This is a genomic window from Sphingomonas ginsenosidimutans (assembly GCF_002374835.1).
GTDB lineage: Bacteria > Pseudomonadota > Alphaproteobacteria > Sphingomonadales > Sphingomonadaceae > Sphingomonas > Sphingomonas ginsenosidimutans.
In genome coordinates this window covers 283,921-302,554 of the sequence record NZ_NWVD01000001.1, presented here as the reverse complement: position 1 = coordinate 302,554, position 18,634 = coordinate 283,921, and the positions used below count along the sequence as shown (strand labels likewise).

Genomic DNA, 18,634 nt, shown 5'->3' with positions numbered 1-18,634 from the left:
AGACCGTGGACAGTGCCGATACGAAACCGTTGGTGGTGGGAATCGGCGGCACCGTCGGCGGCCCGTCGTCCACCGAACATGCGCTGCGCATCGCGCTCGCCGCCGCGCAGGAGGAAGGCTATGCCACCCGCCTGTTCGGGGGCGAGGCACTGGCGCAGCTGCCACTCTACGATCCGCGCGCGCGCGAGCGGACCGCCGGGGAACAGGATTTCGTCGCCGCGGTGCGCGCGGCATCGGCGGTCATCATCGCCAGCCCCGGCTATCACGGCAGCATATCGGGCGTCGTCAAGAACGCGCTCGACCTGCTGGAGGAAACCGCGCGCGATGCCGATCGCCCGTATCTGCACGACGTGCCCGTCGGGCTGATCGCCACCGCTTATGGCTGGCAGGCGACCGGATCGACGATCGCCGCGCTGCGCTCGATCGTCCACGCGCTGCGCGGCTGGCCGACGCCGTTCGCCGCCGCGGTCAATTCGGCGCAGACCAAGTTCGATGCCGATGGCGGCGCCAGCGATCCGGCGGTGGTCGAACAGCTCCGGCTGGTCGGGCGGCAGGTCGCGCGCTTCGCCCCCGCGCGCAATCTGGCTCCGTCGTTCACCGATGCCTGACCGGCGCGCCGCACTCCGACTGATCGGGCTGGGCGGCGCGGGGCTGGCGACCGGGGCCGCGGCGCAGGATATCGACCTGGGCTTTGCCGGCGGGCGCCGCGCGCTGGCGGACACTTGGCCGCAGAAGGGCGCGATGATCGTGCTACGCGAACGCGCGCCGCTGCTCGAGACGCCGATGGACGTGCTGGGCGACGACGTCTTCACCCCCAACGACCGCTTCTTCGTCCGCTGGCATTACGACGACATCCCGCTGTCGGTCGATCCCGCCGCGTTCCGGCTGCGCATCGGCGGCGCGGTGCGCCGTCCGCTGGCGCTCTCGCTCGACGCGCTGCGCCGGCTGCCGCGCGTCGAGCTGGCGGCGGTCAACCAGTGTTCGGGCAATTCGCGCGGCTTCTTCACCCCGCGCGTCCCCGGCGCGCAATGGGGCGACGGCGCGATCGGCAATGCGATGTGGACGGGCGTGCGGCTGCGCGACGTCCTCGATATGGCCGGGGTCGCGCCCGGCGCGGTCGCGGTGCGGCTGGCGGGGCTGGATCGCCCGCCGCCCGGCGCGCCATGGTTCGAAAAGTCGCTGGCGATCAACCATGCGCGCGATGGCGAGGTGATGATCGCATTCGCGATGAACGGCGCGGCGTTGCCGCTGCTCAACGGTTTCCCGATCCGGCTGGTCGTACCGGGCTGGTATTCCACCTACTGGATCAAGTCGCTCGACCGGATCGAGGTGCTGACCGCGCCGGACGACGGTTACTGGATGGCCAAGGCGTATCGCATCCCCGCCACGCCCGGCGCGAACGTCGCGCCGGGGGCGAAGGATTTCCCGACCGTGCCGATCGGCGCGATGGTGCCGCGCGCGTTCATCACTCCCCTGCCCGATGGTGCGAAGCTGGTCGCGGATCAACCCTTCTCGGTGCGCGGGCTGGCGATGGGAGGCGCGCACGGCGTCGCGCGCGTCGACCTGTCGATGGACGCGGGGCGGACGTGGCACGCCGCGCGGCTCGGCCCCGATCAGGGGCGCTACGGTTTCCGCCGCTGGTCCGCGACCATCGCGGGGCTGCGCCCGGGCGGCTATCGCCTGTGGGCGCGCTGCACCAACACCGCTGGCGAAACGCAGGCGATGGACGCGATCTGGAACCCCGGCGGTTATATGCGCAATCCCGCCCCCTCGATCGCGATCCGTACCGCATGAGGCGGCTCGCCCCCGCCGCGCTGATCGCGCTCGCCGCCTGTTCCGCGGAGCCGGACGCGCCCGCCGCCCCGGCGAACGACGCCCCGTCGGTGACGATCGCGCTGCCGGCCGAAACCGCCGCCTTCCCTGCCGGCCCGGCGGGCGAGTTGCTGACCCAGCGCTGCACCGCCTGCCATTCGGCGGACCTCGTCACCCGCCAACCGCCGCTGACCGCGGAGAAATGGCAGGCGACTGTCACGAAGATGCGCGAGGCGTATCGCGCCCCGCTCGACCCGGCGCAGGACGGGCGGCTCGTCGCCGCGTTGCTCGCGGTGCAAAACCGCTGACGGGGTGGCCCCGCGCGGGACGATCCGGTAACGCGGTTCTCAAAACGAGAGGCATTTCATCCGCATGATCCGTTTCGACTGGGCCGATCCCTTCCTCCTCGATGCGCAGCTGAGCGACGACGAACGCATGGTCCGCGACAGCGCGCGCGCCTATGCGCAGGACAAACTGGCGCCGCGCGTCATCCGCGCCTTCGCCGACGAACATACCGATCCGGACATCTTCCGCGAAATGGGCGCGCTCGGGCTGCTCGGCCCGACGATCCCGGCCGAATATGGCGGCGTCGGCGCGGGCTATGTCAGCTACGGGCTGGTCGCGCGCGAGGTGGAGCGCGTCGATTCCGGCTACCGCTCGATGATGAGCGTGCAGTCCAGCCTCGTGATGTACCCGATCCACGCCTATGGCTCGCAGGAGCAGCGCCGCAAGTATCTGCCGAAGCTGGCGAGCGGCGAATATATCGGCTGTTTCGGCCTGACCGAGCCGGATGCCGGCTCCGACCCCGGCGGCATGACCACCCGCGCGCGCAAGGTCGACGGCGGCTATGTCATCTCCGGCGCCAAGACGTGGATCTCGAACGCGCCGATCGCCGACGTCTTCGTCGTCTGGGCCAAGAGTGACGCGCACGGCGGCGCGATCCGCGGCTTCGTACTGGAAAAGGGGATGAAGGGGCTGTCGGCGCCCAAGATCGAGGGCAAGCTTTCCTTGCGCGCCAGCATCACCGGCATGATCCAGATGGACGAGGTGGAACTGGGCGAGGATGCGCTGCTGCCGAATGTCGAGGGGCTGAAGGGCCCGTTCGGGTGCCTCAACCGCGCGCGCTACGGGATCAGCTGGGGGGCGCTGGGCGCGGCCGAATTCTGCTTCCACGCCGCGCGCCAGTACGGCCTCGACCGTCATCAGTTCGGCCGCCCGCTCGCCGCGACGCAGCTGTTCCAGAAGAAGCTGGCCGATATGGAGACCGAGATCGCGCTGGGGCTCCAGGCGTCGTTGCGCGTCGGGCGCCTGCTGGACGAGGGCGATTACGCGCCGGAGATGATCTCGATCGTCAAGCGCAACAACGTCGGCAAGGCGCTCGACATCGCGCGGATGGCGCGCGACATGCACGGCGGCAACGGCATTTCGGGCGAGTATCAGGTGATGCGCCACGCGATGAATCTGGAAACCGTCAACACCTACGAAGGCGCGCACGACGTCCACGCGCTGATCCTCGGCCGCGCGATCACCGGCATCGCCGCGTTCTGACACGCACGCGGAGACCTCAGCTTTCGCTTGGGTGACGGCTTTGGGCACAGGCGTCGCCCCAGCGAAGGCCGGGGCCTCCCCGTGGACCAGACGCCTCCCGCCCAAAGCCGCGCTTCACCCGCCCCAAGCGCGAACCGCTGGCATCCGGCGCCGCGCATCCCCACTTTGCTGACATGACACGGCTTTCCCTGCTCGATCTCGTCCCCGTTACCGACACCGGTACGGTGGCGCAGTCGCTCGCCAACGCCGCCGACCTCGCGCGTCATGCCGAGGCGGTCGGTTTCGACCGCTATTGGGTCGCCGAACATCACGGGATGGAGGGGATCGCATCGGCCGCCACCGCGGTGGTGATCGCGCATGTCGGCCACGCGACCTCGCGGATCCGCATCGGCGCGGGCGGGATCATGCTGCCCAATTCGGCGCCGCTACAGATCGCCGAGCAGTTCGGCACGCTCGACGCGCTGTTCCCCGGGCGTATCGACCTGGGGCTGGGCCGCGCGCCCGGTTCCGACCAGCGCGTCGCGCAGGCGCTGCGCCGCAATCTGAACAGCGATGCCAACCAGTTCCCCAACGACGTCGTCGAGCTGCAAAGCTATTTCGCCGACGACGGGCGCACCGGCATCCGCGCCACCCCCGGCGCGGGGGCGCGGCCGCAATTGTGGATCCTCGGCTCCAGCCTGTTCGGGGCGCAGCTCGCCGCGATCCTCGGCCTGCCCTATGCCTTCGCGTCGCATTTCGCGCCCGATGCGCTCAACCAGGCGCTGGCGATCTACCGCCGCGATTTCCGTCCCTCCGCAGTACTCGACCGGCCCTATGCGATGGCCGGGTTCAACGTCTTCGCCGCCGATACCCGTGCGGAGGCGGAGCTGATCGCGACGTCGCAGCAGCAGTCGTTCTTCGCGCTGCGCACCGGCAATCCCGGGCGGATGCGCCCGCCGGTCGAGGGCTATCGCGCCACGCTGCCGCCCGCCCATGCCGCGATCCTCGACCATGTCCTGTCCGCCAGCGCGATCGGCACGCGCGACGACGTCGCGCGCGGGCTGGCCGCGTTCGTCGAGCGCACCGGCGTCGACGAGGTGATGGTCGCCAGCGCGATCTACGATCACGACGCGCGCAAGCGGTCGGTCACGCTGACCGCGGAGGCGATGCGCTCGCTGGACCGCGCGGCCGCCTGACGCGCCCCGCATAGGGGGTGGACGCCACCGGCGCGCCCGGCTAACCGCGCGCGATGGCGCACGTCGGCATCATCATGGGGTCCACCTCCGATTGGGAGACGATGCGGCACGCCGCCGAGACGCTCGACGCGCTCGGCGTCGCGTATGAGGCGAAGGTGGTGTCCGCGCACCGCACCCCGCAGCGGCTCTACGACTACGCCACCGGCGCGGCGGACCGCGGGCTGAAGGTGATCGTCGCCGGCGCAGGCGGCGCGGCGCACCTGCCGGGCATGGCCGCGTCGATGACGCACCTGCCGGTGCTGGGCGTGCCGGTCGAATCGAAGGCGCTGAAGGGCATGGACAGCCTGTTGTCGATTGCGCAGATGCCCGGCGGCATCCCGGTCGGCACGCTGGCGATCGGCAAGGCCGGCGCGATCAACGCCGCGCTGCTGGCCGCCGCGATCCTGGCGCTGGCCGATCCGGCGCTGTCGCAGCGGTTGCAGGACTGGCGCCGCGCGCAGACCGACGGCGTGGCGACCGACCCGGCATGACCGCGCTTCCCCCAGGCAGCACGATCGGCATCCTGGGCGGCGGGCAGCTGGGCCGGATGCTTGCCAGCGCCGCGGCGGACCTGGGCTATCGCACCCATGTGCTGGCGCCCGACCGCGAAAGCGTCGCGGCGCAGACCGCCTCCTCGCTGACCCGCGCCGATTACCACAACAAGGTGGTGCTGGCCGATTTCGCCGCGCAATGCGACGTCGTCACCTACGAATTCGAGAATATCGATGCCGCGCCGGTGCGCTGGCTGGCGGACCGCGTACCCGTCCACCCTTCCCCGATGAGCCTCGAAGTCGCGCAGGACCGGGTCCGCGAAAAATCGTTCGTGGAGCAGGTCGGCGGCCGCCCGGCACGCTGGCACGCGGTCGCCACCCGCGCCGACCTGGACGATGCGATCGCCGCGATCGGCTGCCCCGCGGTGCTCAAGACGACGCGGTTCGGCTATGACGGCAAGGGGCAGGTGCGCCTCTCCTCCCCCGCCGATGCCGATGCCGCGTTCGAGGCGATCGGCGCGCCCGCCGTGCTGGAGGCGTTCGTCCCCTTCACGCACGAATTCTCGATCGTGCTGGTGCGCGCGGCCGACGGCACCGTCACCAGCTATCCGCCGCCATGGAACGAGCATCGCGACGCGATCCTCCACCGCTCCACCCTGCCCGCCCCCGCCGAAATCGCGGCGCAATGGACCGAAGCGGCGGCGCTGACCGGCCGAATCGCCGATGCGCTGGGGCATGTCGGCGTGCTGACCTGCGAATTCTTCGCCGGCGCGGACGGCCCGGTGTTCAACGAAATGGCGCCGCGCGTCCACAATTCCGGGCACTGGACGATCGAGGGCGCGGCGACCTCGCAATTCGCCAACCACATCCGCGCGATCTGCGGCCTGCCGCTGGGCGACACCGCACTGATCGGCACGCATGTTGAGATGGAAAACCTGATCGGCGCCGATTGGGAACGCTGGCCCGCCCTGGTCGCCGAGCCGAACGCCTACCTCCACCTCTACGGCAAGCGCGAGACGCGCGACGGCCGCAAGATGGGGCATGTGACGCGCATCGCGCGGGGCTGACGCGCGCGTCTCAATCCGCGCGCAGCGCCCAGTCGACCGCCGCCGCGGCGTGCAGCGCGGTGGTATCGAACACCGGCACCGCGCTGTCCGCATCGCCGACCAGCAGCATGATCTCGGTACAGCCCAGGATCACCCCCCCCGCGCCCCGTTCCACCAGCCGCGCGATGACGTCGCGGAACGCCGCGCGCGATTCGGGCCGGACCTGCCCCGCGACCAGTTCGTCATAGATGATGCGATGGACTGTCGCGCGATCGCGCTCGTCGGGCACGATCACCTCCAGCCCGTGGCGCGTCGCCAGCCGCCCCTTGTAGAAATCCTGCTCCATCGTGAACGCGGTGCCCAGCAGCCCGATGGTGCGCAGCCCGGCCGCGCTGATCCGCTCGGCGGTGGGATCGGCGATATGCAGTAGCGGGATCGATACCGCCGCCTGCACCGCATCGACCATCCGGTGCATCGTGTTGGTGCAGATCAGCAGCACGTCCGCCCCGCCCGCCTCCAGCGCGCGCGCCGCCTGCGTCATCCGCGCGGTCAGCGCGTCCCAGTCGCCGCGATGCTGCAATGCCTCGATCTCGGCGAAGTTGAACGACCACAACAGGCAGGATGCCGACGCGGTCGGCCCGACGCGGTCGCGCACCCCTTCATTGACGATGCGATAATATTCGGCGGAGCTCTCCCAGCTCATCCCCCCGATCAGCCCGATCGTCCGCATCATCATTCCCCGTGCCGCTTCGTCGCGAGGCGCCGTAGCGCGACGGTGGGCGGGCCGAAACCCGTCCGACGCCGACATGCGCGATTGCCCGATCGCCGCACCGTCTTCACCCGAGTCGACGGATCGGGGATGCCGCAGGCCCGCGCCGTGCGTATCCTGCGGCCGCCGGGAACAGGAAGGAATGATCATGCGTCACCGCTCGCGCGTCGCGACGTTCGGCCTCGTCGCCGCATCGGCGGTCGCGTGTCCCGCCGCCGCGTCCGAACGGGTCGTCGATGTGCCGCTGGCGGGCGGCACGGATCAGCGCGTGCTGATCGCCGCGCCGCCCACCCCGCGCGCCGCGATCGTCATGCTGCCCGGCGGCACCGGCGATATCGGGCTGACGCGCGACGGCGATATCCGCCACGATCACAATTTCGTCGTGCGCACCCGCGCGGCGTGGAAGGCGCGCGGCTATGCCGTGCTGATCCCCGATACCGTCGACCACGCCAGCCTGCGCGGACAGCGCAGCACGCCTGCCTATGCGCGGCGCGTCACGGCGCTGATCGCGCTCGCCCGCCGGCAGACGGGGGCGCCGGTGTTCCTGCTGGGGACGAGCCAGGGGGCGATCGCGGCGATGAACGGCGCGGCGCACGCCCGTCCGGGGACGCTTGCCGGATTGGTGCTGACCGAATCGGTTTCGGTGCCCGGCGGCAGCGGCGAAACGGTGTTCGATGCCGATCCGGCCGCGGTGCGCGTGCCCGCGCTGGTGGTCGCCAATCGCGCCGACCGGTGCCGCGTCGCCCCGCGGGGCGCGGCCCCGCGCATCGCCGCGGCGCTACGCCGCAGTCCCGACGTCGCGGTCGTCCATGTCGATGGCGGCACGACCCGCGGCGACGACGATTGCGGATCGCTGACGCCGCACGGTTATGCCGGGATCGAGGATGAGGTGATCGGACGCATCGCGGCGTGGATCGATCGCCACGGCGCGCGTCGGAAATGAACAGCGCGCGGGGGAACGCCATCGCCCCCCGCGCGCCATCATCGTCGGTCCCGCTCAGCCGGTGCGCTTGCCGTTCAGCGGGAAGCTGCCGAACGCGCCCGCGCCGACGTTGCCGGTCACGGTGTCGCCATCGACCGTCGCGGTAATATCCAGCGTCATCGGCATCGGCGACGTCATCTGCTGCTTCCACGACAGCGTGTTGCCGTCGACCGTCCCGGTGACGTCGGCGGCGCCCATCGCGCCCGATGCCTGCCCCGTGAAGCTGTTGCCGTCGGCCTTCACCGTCAGCGTCAGGTTCTGGTCGCCCAGCGGCGACTTCACGGTGCAATCGTAGGTTCCGTCCACTCCGGCCATCTTGCTCTCCCTTGCGTACGTTACGTCGTGCGTGCTCACTTCGCGGCGGTGGGGGCGGCAGCGGCGGCGGGCGCCGCCGAACCGCCGGCCACCGCCGACGCCGGCATGACCTCGACCGGCAGCCCGAGCGAGTCAAGCTGCGGCTTCACCTTCGCGGCATCGCCCACCACCACCCAGACCAGTTTCGCCGGGTCGATCGCCCCTTTCAGCGCCCCCGTCGCCTGCGGCAGCGTCAGCGCGCGGTAACGGCTTGCGACCGTGGCATAATAATCGTCGGGGCGGCGATACAGGTCGTTGGCCTGCATCGCGGTCAGCACGTCGCCCGACGTCTCGAACTCGCCCGACAGCGATCGCGTGGCCGAGTTGATCGAGCGTTCGAACTCCGCCGCCGTCATCGGCGCGGTCGTCAGATAGGCGGCGACGTCCTGCTTCATCGCGGCCAGCGCGGGGCCGGTCTTGTCCGCCTGCACCGGCGCCGACAGGACATAGGGCGCGGCGAAGGCGTTGCGGCTGAAATTGCCGCTCGCGCCGTAGGTCCAGTGCTTCTCCTCGCGCAGGTCCATGTTGATCCGCCCCAGGAAGCTGCCGCCCAGCGCCTCGTTGGCGATCTGCACCGGCAGCAGGTCGTCGGTGCCCTTCAACCCGGTCTGCATCGCGCCCTGGATCAACGATTGGGGGCTGTCGGGCCGGTCGATCAGCACGATGCGCGGCGACACCGAATTGATCGTCGCCGGGAACGCCTTGGTCCCGCCCGCGCCGGTCGCGCGCCAGTCGCCGAACTGCGCCTCCAGCGTCTGGCGCACCGTGGCGAGCGGCAGGTCGGAGGTGACGAAGATCTTCGCCTTGTCCGGGCGTAGCCAGGCATCGCGGAACGCGACCAGATCGGCGCGGGTCAGCGCCGCCACCGCACGCGGATCGCCCGATCCGCGCATCTTCTCATACGGCGACCCCGGCGACACCAGCGTCGGCAGCACGCGCTGCGCCAGCCCGCTGGGGCTGGTCAGCTCCTGCGCGATCTGCGTCAGCTGCTGGTTCTTGACGCGCGCCAGCTCGCTGTCGGGGAAGGCCGGGTTGCGGACGATATCGGCCCACAATCGCACGCCCGCGGCCAGATTGGCGCTCGGCACGCGCAGCGATACGGTGCTGCGGTCGGCGCTGCTGCCCGCGCCGATGTCCGCGCCCAGCCGCTCCTTGTCCTCGGCCAGCTGGATCGAATTGCGCGTCGCCGTGCCTTCGTCCAGCATCGCCAGCACCAGCGCCTGCGTGCCCAGCTTGTCGGCCACGTCGGCGGCGACGCCCGCGTCGAAGCTCATCACCGCCTGCGTCATCGGCACCGCGGTGCGCCGGGCATAGACCACCTCGATCCCGTTCGACAGGCGCGTGCGCTCCACCGCCGGGAAGCTCAGGTCGGCGACCTGCGCCACGCCCGGAATGGGGCCGCGCGTGCCCTTCACCGCGGGCGCGGGCGCCTCGGCCGGCACGTCCTTCGCCGGCGCCGCCTGCGCCTCGGCATAGGCATCGCGCGCGCCGGGAACGATCGACAGCTGATACGCCGGGCGCGTCAGCCACTTCGCCGCGGCGGCGCGCACCGTCGCGGGGGTCTGCGCCGCCAGGTCGGCCAGCTCCTTGCGGTAATGCGCCGGATCGTTCGAATAGAGCGCGCCCTCGGCCAGCGCGACCGCCTTGCCGCCGAACCCGCCGACCGATTCCAGCCCGCCGATGCGATCGACGACGCTGCCGGTGACGTAACGGCTCACCTCGTCCGCGGTCGGGCCGTTCTTGACGAAATCGGCGACGATCGCGTCGATCCGTTGCGACACCGTCGCCGGATCGACGCCGGGGCGGACGATCGCGGTGATGACGAACATCCCGACCTGCGCCAGATTCTGGTAATTGGCCGACACCTGCGTCGCCAGCTTGTCCTGCTTGACCAGCGCATTGTCGAGCCGCGAACTGGCCAGCCCGCCCAGCACCCCGGCGGCGACGTCCAGCGGCGCGGCATCCGGGTCGTTCAGCCCGGGCACCGCCCAGGCCTTGGTGATCATCGTCGCGGCGACGCGGTCCTTCATCACCTCGACTGCCGGGCCGGGCAGCGTGGTGGGGAGCGGCGCGGGCGGGGCCACGCTCTTCGGGCCGGCGGGGATCGCGCCGAAATATTTCTCGACCAGCGGGCGCGCGGTCGCGACGTCGATGTCGCCGGCCAGCACCAGCACCGCATTGTTGGGGCCGTAATGGCTGCGGAACCATTCCTTGACGTCGGCCAGGCTGGCCGCATCCAGATCGGCCATCGATCCGATCGTGGTATGGCCATAGGGGTGGTCGGCGGGGAACAGCCCCTCGGTCAGCTTGTAGCGGCGCAGGCCGTAGGGCTGGTTGTCGCCCTGCCGCTTCTCGTTCTGGACGACGCCGCGCTGCACATCCAGCGTGTTCTGCGTGATCGCCCCGGTCAGATAGCCCATGCGATCGGATTCGAGGAACAGCGCGCGGTCCAGCGCCGCGGTCGGCACCGTCTCGAAGTAATTGGTGCGGTCGAAACTGGTGGTGCCGTTCAGGTCGGTCGCGCCGACCTGCTCCAGCGGTTCGAAGAAGTCGCCCGGCGCATTCTCGCTGCCGTTGAACATCAGATGCTCGAACAGGTGCGCGAAGCCGGTCTTGCCCTTCGGCTCGTGCTTCGACCCGACGTCATACCACACGCTGACCGCGACGACCGGCGCCTTGCGATCGGTGTGGACGATCACGCGCAGCCCGTTCTTCAGCGTGAATTGCGTGAAGGGGATGTCGACCGCCTTGACCAGCGTGGCGACGGGCGCGGCGGCGGGCGCGCCGCGCGCGGCCTGCGCGGTGGCGGCGGGGATCGCGAAGGGGGACGCCAGGACGGCCACGGCGACGCCGGCCGCCAGCACGGAACGATGCGACAAGAAGGGATACTCCACGCGATGGTTACACCCGACACCATAGCGTGCCGCAATCGCCCGGCAAGCGCGGCGACGCGGGGTATTGACTGCCGATGCAATGATTGCCAATGCAACGATCGATGGGCTTCTACGATACCACCAACCTCTATCCCGATTCGTCGATCGGCTATCTCGTGAAGGTGTGCAACCAGCTGGGGATGGCACATCTGGACCGTGCGTTCGCCGATGAGGGGCTGAGCGCGGTACACTGGTCGGCGCTGATCTCGATCCATTTCGGCCGCGCCCCGACCTGCGCCGCGCTCGCGCGCGATCTGGCGCATGACAAGGGCGCGATGACGCGGATGATCGACACGCTGGAGCAGAAGGGGCTGGTCCGCCGCCTGCGCAACGATGACGACCGCCGCGTGATCCAGCTGTCGCTGACGCCGGAGGGAGAAGCGGCGACGCTGCGCTGCCGCGATCGCGTCATCGCCTGCTGGAACGAATGGCTGACCGGCTGGACCCACGACGAGATCACCACCCTTATCGCGCAGCTGCAACGGCTGCGCGCCACGCTGGAGACTGCCGCCCCATGCGCCGCCTGATCCCCCCGCTCGCCGCCGCGCTGCTGACCGGCGCCTGCGCGGTGCCCGCGTCGCCGCCGTCGGTCGCGTCGAAGGGCGCGGCCGATCTGGCGCTGGCGGGGCCGGCGGTGGTGCTGGCGCCCGACTGGTGGACCGCGATCGGCGATCCGCAGCTCGACCGGGTCGTCGCCGATGCGCTGGCGGGCAACCCCTCGCTCGATGCCGCGGCCGCGCGCGTGCGCCAGGCGCAGGCCGCGCTGGCGCGCCAGGATGCGGAACGGTCGCCGGACGTCGCGCTCGACGCGCAGGTGCAGGGCGCGCGGCTGTCGGGCAACTACACCATCCCGCCGCCCTTCCGCGGCACCGTCCGCGCGCTCGGCACCGGACAGGCGGGGTTGTCGTGGAACCTCGACCTGTTCGGCCGACAGAAAGCCGCGATCGAGGGTGCCGCGGCGCAGGCGCGCGCCGCCGCCTATGATCTGGCCGCCGCGCGGCTGATGCTGGCCGGGTCGGTGGTGCAGGCCTATGCCGAACTGGCACGCGCCGAACGCCAGCGCGCGATCGCGACGCGCACCATCGCCGCGCGCGAGAATTCGCTGAAGCTGGTCGGCGTGCGGGAACGCAACCGGCTGGCCAGCCGCATCGACGTGGAAGCCGCCAACACGCTGCTGGCGCAGGCGCGGCTGGCGCAGGTGCAGGCCGATGGCGCGCGCGCGCTGGCCGCCGATGCGCTGGCGGCGCTGGCGGGGCGCGGCGCGGACTATGCCGCCGCGCTAGGCCCGACGCGCCTGCCCGACGATGCCGCGCTGCCGGTGCCCGCGGTGCTGCCCGCCGATCTGCTCGCGCGCCGCGCGGACGTCGCCGCGGCGCAGGCGCGGGTGGAGGCCGCCGCCGCCGGCCGGCAGGTCGCGCGCCGCGCCTTCTACCCCAATATCAACCTGTCGGCGCTGGCGGGATTGCAGGCGGTCGGCTTCGCCAATTTCGTCGATCTCGATTCGGGCACCGCCGGCGCGGGCGCGGCGATCCACCTGCCGCTGTTCGACGCCGGGCGGCGCAAGGCCGATCTGGCCGGCGCCACCGCCGCGCTCGACGCCGCCACCGCCGCCTATAACGGCGCGGTCGTCGCCGCCGCGCGCGAGGCGGCGGACGCGGTCGCGCGCGTCCGCGCCGCCGATGCCGCGCGGGCGCGCACCGCCGACATCCAGCGCGCGCTGGGCGAAACGAACCGCCTCAACGCGGTGCGCGTCGCCAGCGGGCTCAACAGCCGGCTCGATCTGGTCGACAACGACGTCCGCCTGCTCGACGCCGATCTGGCCGCCGCCAACCGTTCGATCGACGCGCTCGCCGCGCGCGCCCAGCTTGCCACCGCACTCGGCGGCGGCTTCGCCCCCGTCCAGGACCTCGCCCGATGACCGACACGCCTGTTCCCGCCGCCGCCGAGAGCCCGGAGCCTCCCGCCCCCACCCCGGCCCCCGCCCCCACCGGCAACCCGAGGGGTCGTCGCCGCGCCTTCGCCGTGCTGGGTGCGGTGCTGCTGGTCGCGCTGATCGTCTGGGCGGTGTTCCACTTCCTGCTCGCCAAGCCCGAGGAGGAGACCGACGACGCCTATGTCGCGGGCGACGTCGTCGCGATCACCGCGCGCGATCCGGGCACGGTGCTGGCGCTCCACGCCGACAATACGCAGAGCGTGAAGGCCGGGCAGCCGCTGATCGAGCTGGACCCGACCACCGCCGAGGTGAACCTGGCCGCCGCCGCCGCCGAACTGGCGCGCGCGGTCCGCGCCACCCGCGCCGATGTCGCGCGCGTCGGCCAGTCCGATGCCGCGATCGTCGAGGCGCAGGCGCAGCTGTCGCGCGCACAGGACGATTACGCCCGCCGCCGCGGCGCCGCCGCGCAAGGGGCGGTATCGGGCGAGGAACTGGATCACGCCGCCGATGCGGTGAAGGTCGCCGCCGCCAGCCTGCGGCTCGCCCGCGAACAGCGCCGCCAGACGCAAAGCGCGGTGCAGGGCACCGACGTCGACACCAATCCCGCGGTCCTTGCCGCGATCGCCGCCTATCGCCGCGCCGCGATCGTGCGCGGGCACATGCGCATTACCGCGCCGATCGACGGCGTCGTCGCGCAGCGCACCGTGCAGGTCGGTCAGCAGATCGCCGCCGGCACGCCGTTGATGGCGATCGTCCCGCTCGACCGCCTGTGGGTCGACGCCAATTTCCGCGAGACGCAGCTCAAGGACCTGCGCATCGGCCAGCCCGCGACGCTGGTGGCGGACACCTATGGCGACGACGTAATCTATCATGGCCGCGTCGTCGGCGTGGGCGCGGGCAGCGGCAACGCCTTCGCGCTGCTGCCGCCGCAGAACGCCAGCGGCAACTGGATCAAGATCGTGCAGCGCGTGCCGGTGCGCATTGCGCTCGATCCGAAGGAATTGCGCGCCAACCCGCTGCGCGTCGGCCTGTCGGTGAAGGCCACGGTCGACACCGCCGATCGCGGCGGCGCGCGGCTGGCACAGGCGGCGACCGCCCCGTACCGCGGCGACACGACGCAGGGCACCACGCCCGAAGTCGAGGCGGAGATCCGCCGGATCGTGGCGGCCAACCGGTGAGCCGCCCTTTGTCACCCGCACCCCGCCCGGCGCAGCCGGGTGGGAAGGGTGAGGATGACGCCGCATGAGCCAGCCCCCTTCGCAGCCCCCCTCCCCCGCGCCCCTCTCCGGCGCCAGGCTCGGCCTCACCGCCTTCGCGCTGGCGCTGGGGACGTTCATGATGGTGCTCGACACCACCATCGCCAACGTCTCGCTGCCGACGATCGCGGGCAATCTGGGCGTGTCGAGCGACAATTCGACGTGGATCGTCACCGCCTTCGCGGTCGCCAACGGCGTCGCGGTGCCGCTGACCGGGTGGCTGATGCGCCGCTTCGGGGTGGTGCGCGTGTTCTGCACCTCGGTGGTGCTGTTCACGATGGCCTCGTTCCTGTGCGGCGTGGCGTGGAGCCTCAATTCGCTGATCGCCTTCCGCGTCCTCCAGGGCGCGGTGTCCGGCCCGATGATGCCGGGCAGCCAGGCGCTGCTGATTTCGATCTTCCCGCCGCAGAAGCGCGCCACCGCGCTCGGCATCTGGTCGATGACCACGCTGGTCGCGCCGATCATGGGGCCGATCCTGGGCGGCTATATCTCCGACAATTTCCACTGGTCGTGGATCTTCCTCATCAACGTGCCCTTCGGCGTGCTCACCGCGATCGTGTGCTGGACGAACCTGAAATCGCGCGAGACGCCGACAATGAAGCTGCCGATCGACACGATCGGGCTGGTGCTGCTGGTCCTGTGGGTCGGCGCATTGCAGGTGATGCTGGATCTGGGCAAGAATGCCGACTGGTTCAACGATCCCACCATCGTCGTGCTGACGATCGTCGCCGCGATCGGCTTCGTCGCCTGGGTGATCTGGGAACTGACCGACGCCAATCCCACCGTCGACCTGACGCTGTTCGCGCGGCGCAATTTCTGGATCGGCAACCTCGCCTTCGCGCTCGGCTATGCGGTGTTCTTCGCCAACATTCTGATCCTGCCGCTGTGGCTCCAGACGCAGTTGGGCTATACCGCGACCTGGGCCGGGCTGGTGGCCGCGCCCAGCGGCGTCGTGGCGGTCGTCCTGACGCCGTTCGTCGCGCGCCTGTCGGGAAAGGTCGATGCACGCATCCTCGCCACGATCGCGTTCGGCGGCTTCGCGGTCAGCTACTGGATGCGGTCGGGCTATACCACGCAGGCCAGCTTCTCCGATTTCGTGCTGCCGCTGCTGGTGCAGGGCGTGTCGATGAGCACGTTCTTCCTGGCGATGCTGACGATCTCGCTCGATCGCATCCCGCCCGAACGGCTGCCGTCGGCGACCGGCATCTCCAATTTCTGCCGCATCGTCGCGGGCAGCTTCGCCGCGTCGATCATCACCACCGCCTGGGACCGGCGCGAGGCGCTGCACCAGAGCCGGCTGGCCGAGGCGATCGGCACCGGCGTGCCCTATCGGATGGCGGCGGAACAGCTGCAGCGCATGGGGCTGAACGCGGCGCAGGCGGCGGGCGCGGTCACGCGGCAGATGGTCGGGCAGGCGTATCTGCTCGCCTCCACCGACCTGTTCCGCCTGTCGGCGTGGCTGGCCGGATCGCTGATCGTCCTCGTCTGGCTATGCCGCCGCCCGTCGGCGCCATCAGGGCCGGTCGCGGCGGACTAGCAAGCGGGGTTCACGCGAAGGCGCGAGGACGCGAAGATGTATCGCTACTCGCCACGTAGTGGCCTCATCATGATCGGCTGCGAATGTGAGGATGCTTCGCGTCGCATTCTACATCTTCGCGTCTTCGCGTGAACCAAACTTCTTCTGTGGACGGGCCCCGCCCGCTATTCCCCCGGCCGCACCATCAGGCTGCCCATCAGCAGCCCCAGGACGTGCTGCGCGTAATCGCGGCGCAGCGTGTCGTCGATGTCGCCGACCGCGAACGCCCATTTCAGCGCATAGCGTGCCTGGAACAGATGGTCGCACGCGCCGATCAGCGAGAAATAGAACAGCATCGGATCGACCGCGCGGAACACCCCCTCCGCCTGCCCCTGCGCCAGGATCGCGGCCTGCGCCTCGTGCAGCGGGCGGACGACACGCTCCGACACGAAGCGCGCGCCCTCCCCCTCCACGTCCTGCGCCAGCACCGCGACCAGCCGGTTGATGTACGGATGGTCGAAATAGGTCTGGGTGATCGCGCGGATATGCAGGTCCAGCTTGCGCACCGCCGGCAGGTCGGCGCGGACCAGGTCCGCCAGCATCGGGAAGGTCCCGCCCACGTCCCGCTCGATCAGCGCGCGGAACAGCCCGTCCTTCCCCCCGAAGCGATAGTGGATCAGCGCCGAATTCAGCCCGGCACGCGCCGCGATCTCGGTGAAGGTGATGGTGATCGAATTGCGCTCGATCATCAGCGCGCTGGCCGCGTCCAGCAGCACGTCGCCCGAATGGCGACCACGCGGCCGCGACGTCGTGCCGCGCTTGCGCGGGCGTGCGGGCGGCGTGCGCCCGTCGTCCACCGCCGCCACCTCCTGGCTCGGCATCGCTGGCATCCCCTCCTGTCGCGGACCGTCCTGTGCGGCGGCCCGTCATAATCGAGGTTATGCCCGGATCGGAGCCACTGGCAAGAGGGCGATGACGGCGGGCCTTATCCGGCCGCTTCGGCCAGCATCCGGATGATCCCGGAGAAATCCTCGCCGCCCCGCCCGGCCTCGGCAAAGGCGGTGTAGAGTTCGGTGGCGCGCGCGCCCATCGGCACCTCGGCATGCGCGTCGGCGGCGGCCGCCATCGCCAGGTTCAGGTCCTTCAGCATCAGCGCGCCGGCAAACCCGCCCTGGTAATCACGGTCGGCGGGCGATTCGGGGCCGACGCCGGGGACCGGGCAGTAACTGGTCATCGACCAGCTTTGCGCGGTGGCCTTGCTGGCGATGTCGAAGAAGGTCTGCGCGTCCAGCCCCAGCCGCTCGGCCAGCACGAACGCCTCGCAGGTCGCGATCATCGTCGAACCCAGGATCAGGTTGTTGCACAGCTTCGCCGCCTGCCCCGCGCCGCTGGCGCCGGCATGGACCACCGCCTTGCCCATGTCCTCCAGGAACGGGCGCGCGCGTTCGAACGCCTCCGCGCTGCCGCCGACCATGAAGGTCAGCGTGCCGGCATTGGCCGCCGCGATCCCGCCGCTGACCGGCGCGTCGACCGCCGCGATGCCGCGCGTCGCCGCACCCTCCGCGACGCGCCGCGCGGTCGTCACGTCGATCGTCGAACAGTCGATCAGGATCGTCGAGGCCGCCACCCCGGCCAGGCTGTCGGCATAGACCTGCTCGACATGCGCGCCGGCGGGCAGCATCGTCACCACCGCCTCCGCGCCCTCGGCCGCCGCGGCGGCGCTGTCGGCGGCAAGGCACCCGGCCGCCTCCGCCCGCGCCAGCGCCTCGGCCGACAGGTCGAAGGCGCGCACGTCATGCCCCTTCTTCGCCAGATTCGCGGCCATCCCGCCGCCCATGTTGCCCAGCCCGATGAACCCGACCCGCGCCATGATATTATCCTCTCCGATCCATCCCGTTCCGACGAACGCCGCGGTCTATTTGCCCGTCCACTGCCCCGCGCGCTTCTCGACGAAGGCGGCCATTCCCTCCTTCTGGTCGGCGGTGCCGAACAGGCCGTTGAACAGCCGGCGTTCGAACTGAACGCCCGCCGACAGCGTCGTCTCATAGGCGGCGTTGACCATCTCCTTGTTCGCGATCACCGCCAGCGGCGCCATTGCCGCGATCGTCGCGGCGGTCTTCACCGCGTCCTCGACCAGGTCGGCGGCCGGCACGATGCGGCTGACCAGCCCGGCGCGCTCCGCCTCGGCGGCGTCCATCATCCGCCCGGTCAGGCACATCTCCATCGCCTTGGCCTTGCCGACCGCACGCGCCAGCCGCTGCGATCCGCCCATGCCGGGGGATACCGCCAGCTTGATCTCCGGCTGGCCGAACTTCGCCGTGTCCGCCGCCAGGATGAAGTCGCACATCATCGCCAGTTCGCACCCGCCGCCCAGCGCATAGCCCGCGACCGCCGCGATCACCGGCTTGCGCGTACGCGTCAGCGTTTCGTAGCCGCCGAAGAAATTGGTGCCGTACATGTCGGCAAAGCCCTGCGCGGCCATTTCCTTGATATCCGCGCCGGCGGCGAACGCCTTATCGCTGCCGGTCAGCACCGCGCACCCCTGCGTCGCATCGGCATCGAACGCGGCGAAGGCGGCGAGCAGGTCGGCCAGCACCTGCGAATTGAGCGCGTTGAGCGCCTGCGGCCGGTTGAGCGTGACCAGCGTCACCGCGCCGCGCCGTTCGACCAGGATCGTTTCATATTCGGCCATTTTCTGTCCCTCTCAAGATCGTCACCCCAGCGCAGGCTCGGGTCTTCATCAACGGATCGCCCAGCTGGCGGCACCAGACCCCGGCCTT

18 protein-coding genes are annotated in these 18,634 nt (G+C 70.8%); 12 read left to right on the top strand and 6 right to left on the bottom strand.

Features of this window, described 5'->3' with window-relative positions; all coding sequences use genetic code 11:
• The first annotated feature begins 5 nt into the window (after positions 1-5).
• The 7 genes from COA17_RS01290 to COA17_RS01260 all read left to right on the top strand — a co-directional run bounded on the left by COA17_RS01290 (position 6) and on the right by COA17_RS01260 (position 6,132).
• Positions 6-608 carry an NADPH-dependent FMN reductase gene (locus tag COA17_RS01290; RefSeq protein ID WP_066491939.1) on the top strand — a complete coding sequence of 201 codons (603 nt, stop codon included), beginning with the start codon at positions 6-8 and terminating at the stop codon, positions 606-608.
• Positions 601-1,794 carry a molybdopterin-dependent oxidoreductase gene (locus tag COA17_RS01285; protein WP_096609680.1) on the top strand — a complete coding sequence of 398 codons (1,194 nt, stop codon included), beginning with the start codon at positions 601-603 and terminating at the stop codon, positions 1,792-1,794. Before COA17_RS01290 ends, COA17_RS01285 begins: the two co-directional genes overlap by 8 nt.
• Complete coding sequence (locus tag COA17_RS01280) at positions 1,791-2,120, top strand: cytochrome C nitrite reductase (protein WP_096609678.1); 330 nt, start codon at positions 1,791-1,793, stop codon at positions 2,118-2,120. Before COA17_RS01285 ends, COA17_RS01280 begins: the two co-directional genes overlap by 4 nt.
• Before the next feature lie 64 nt (positions 2,121-2,184).
• Positions 2,185-3,360 carry an acyl-CoA dehydrogenase gene (locus COA17_RS01275; protein WP_096609676.1) on the top strand — a complete coding sequence of 392 codons (1,176 nt, stop codon included), beginning with the start codon at positions 2,185-2,187 and terminating at the stop codon, positions 3,358-3,360.
• Positions 3,361-3,533: 173 nt separating this feature from the next.
• Positions 3,534-4,535, top strand: coding sequence for an LLM class flavin-dependent oxidoreductase (locus tag COA17_RS01270; RefSeq protein WP_096609674.1), 1,002 nt, complete (start codon positions 3,534-3,536; stop codon positions 4,533-4,535).
• 53 nt (positions 4,536-4,588) lie between these two features.
• Entirely contained in the window at positions 4,589-5,065 is a 477-nt protein-coding gene (gene purE, locus COA17_RS01265; protein WP_096609672.1) for a 5-(carboxyamino)imidazole ribonucleotide mutase, read from the top strand.
• Positions 5,062-6,132, top strand: coding sequence for a 5-(carboxyamino)imidazole ribonucleotide synthase (locus tag COA17_RS01260; protein ID WP_096609670.1), 1,071 nt, complete (start codon positions 5,062-5,064; stop codon positions 6,130-6,132). The genes purE and COA17_RS01260 overlap by 4 nt, the downstream gene beginning before the upstream one ends.
• A 10-nt stretch (positions 6,133-6,142) precedes the next feature.
• Here the strand turns inward: COA17_RS01260 and COA17_RS01255 are convergent, their stop codons facing one another.
• Positions 6,143-6,841 carry an aspartate/glutamate racemase family protein gene (locus COA17_RS01255; RefSeq protein WP_096610685.1) on the bottom strand — a complete coding sequence of 233 codons (699 nt, stop codon included), beginning with the start codon at positions 6,839-6,841 and terminating at the stop codon, positions 6,143-6,145.
• 187 nt (positions 6,842-7,028) lie between these two features.
• Here COA17_RS01255 and COA17_RS01250 point away from each other — a divergent pair, with 187 nt between their 5' ends.
• The gene (locus COA17_RS01250; protein WP_217990982.1) at positions 7,029-7,823 is read left to right on the top strand and encodes an alpha/beta hydrolase; all 795 of its coding nucleotides are present in this window, start codon (positions 7,029-7,031) and stop codon (positions 7,821-7,823) included.
• A gap of 54 nt (positions 7,824-7,877) precedes the next feature.
• Here COA17_RS01250 and COA17_RS01245 read toward each other — a convergent pair whose 3' ends face one another.
• Together COA17_RS01245 and COA17_RS01240 are read right to left on the bottom strand one after the other, a co-directional pair.
• Entirely contained in the window at positions 7,878-8,177 is a 300-nt protein-coding gene (locus COA17_RS01245) for a hypothetical protein (RefSeq protein WP_066491965.1), read from the bottom strand.
• Between the two features lie 35 nt (positions 8,178-8,212).
• Positions 8,213-11,095 (bottom strand): M16 family metallopeptidase, encoded by a 2,883-nt coding sequence (locus COA17_RS01240; RefSeq protein WP_096610681.1) that lies wholly within the window; start codon positions 11,093-11,095, stop codon positions 8,213-8,215.
• A gap of 104 nt (positions 11,096-11,199) precedes the next feature.
• Here COA17_RS01240 and COA17_RS01235 point away from each other — a divergent pair, with 104 nt between their 5' ends.
• The 4 genes from COA17_RS01235 to COA17_RS01220 all read left to right on the top strand — a co-directional run bounded on the left by COA17_RS01235 (position 11,200) and on the right by COA17_RS01220 (position 15,875).
• Positions 11,200-11,676, top strand: coding sequence for a MarR family winged helix-turn-helix transcriptional regulator (locus tag COA17_RS01235; protein ID WP_245857332.1), 477 nt, complete (start codon positions 11,200-11,202; stop codon positions 11,674-11,676).
• A complete protein-coding gene (locus COA17_RS01230) occupies positions 11,664-13,067 on the top strand; it encodes an efflux transporter outer membrane subunit (RefSeq protein WP_070321548.1) in 1,404 nt (467 codons plus the stop codon). The genes COA17_RS01235 and COA17_RS01230 overlap by 13 nt, the downstream gene beginning before the upstream one ends.
• Positions 13,064-14,260, top strand: coding sequence for an HlyD/EmrA/EmrK family protein (locus COA17_RS01225; RefSeq protein WP_096609666.1), 1,197 nt, complete (start codon positions 13,064-13,066; stop codon positions 14,258-14,260). Before COA17_RS01230 ends, COA17_RS01225 begins: the two co-directional genes overlap by 4 nt.
• A 64-nt stretch (positions 14,261-14,324) precedes the next feature.
• A complete protein-coding gene (locus tag COA17_RS01220) occupies positions 14,325-15,875 on the top strand; it encodes a DHA2 family efflux MFS transporter permease subunit (RefSeq protein WP_096609664.1) in 1,551 nt (516 codons plus the stop codon).
• 164 nt (positions 15,876-16,039) lie between these two features.
• On the opposite strand, the gene COA17_RS01215 is transcribed toward COA17_RS01220, so the two are convergent.
• From COA17_RS01215 to COA17_RS01205, 3 genes are all read right to left on the bottom strand, one after another.
• Positions 16,040-16,735, bottom strand: coding sequence for a TetR/AcrR family transcriptional regulator (locus COA17_RS01215; RefSeq protein WP_066484282.1), 696 nt, complete (start codon positions 16,733-16,735; stop codon positions 16,040-16,042).
• Positions 16,736-16,839: 104 nt separating this feature from the next.
• Entirely contained in the window at positions 16,840-17,724 is an 885-nt protein-coding gene (mmsB, locus tag COA17_RS01210; RefSeq protein ID WP_096609662.1) for a 3-hydroxyisobutyrate dehydrogenase, read from the bottom strand.
• 45 nt (positions 17,725-17,769) lie between these two features.
• Entirely contained in the window at positions 17,770-18,546 is a 777-nt protein-coding gene (locus COA17_RS01205; protein WP_096609660.1) for an enoyl-CoA hydratase, read from the bottom strand.
• Between the last annotated feature and the right edge of the window lie 88 nt (positions 18,547-18,634).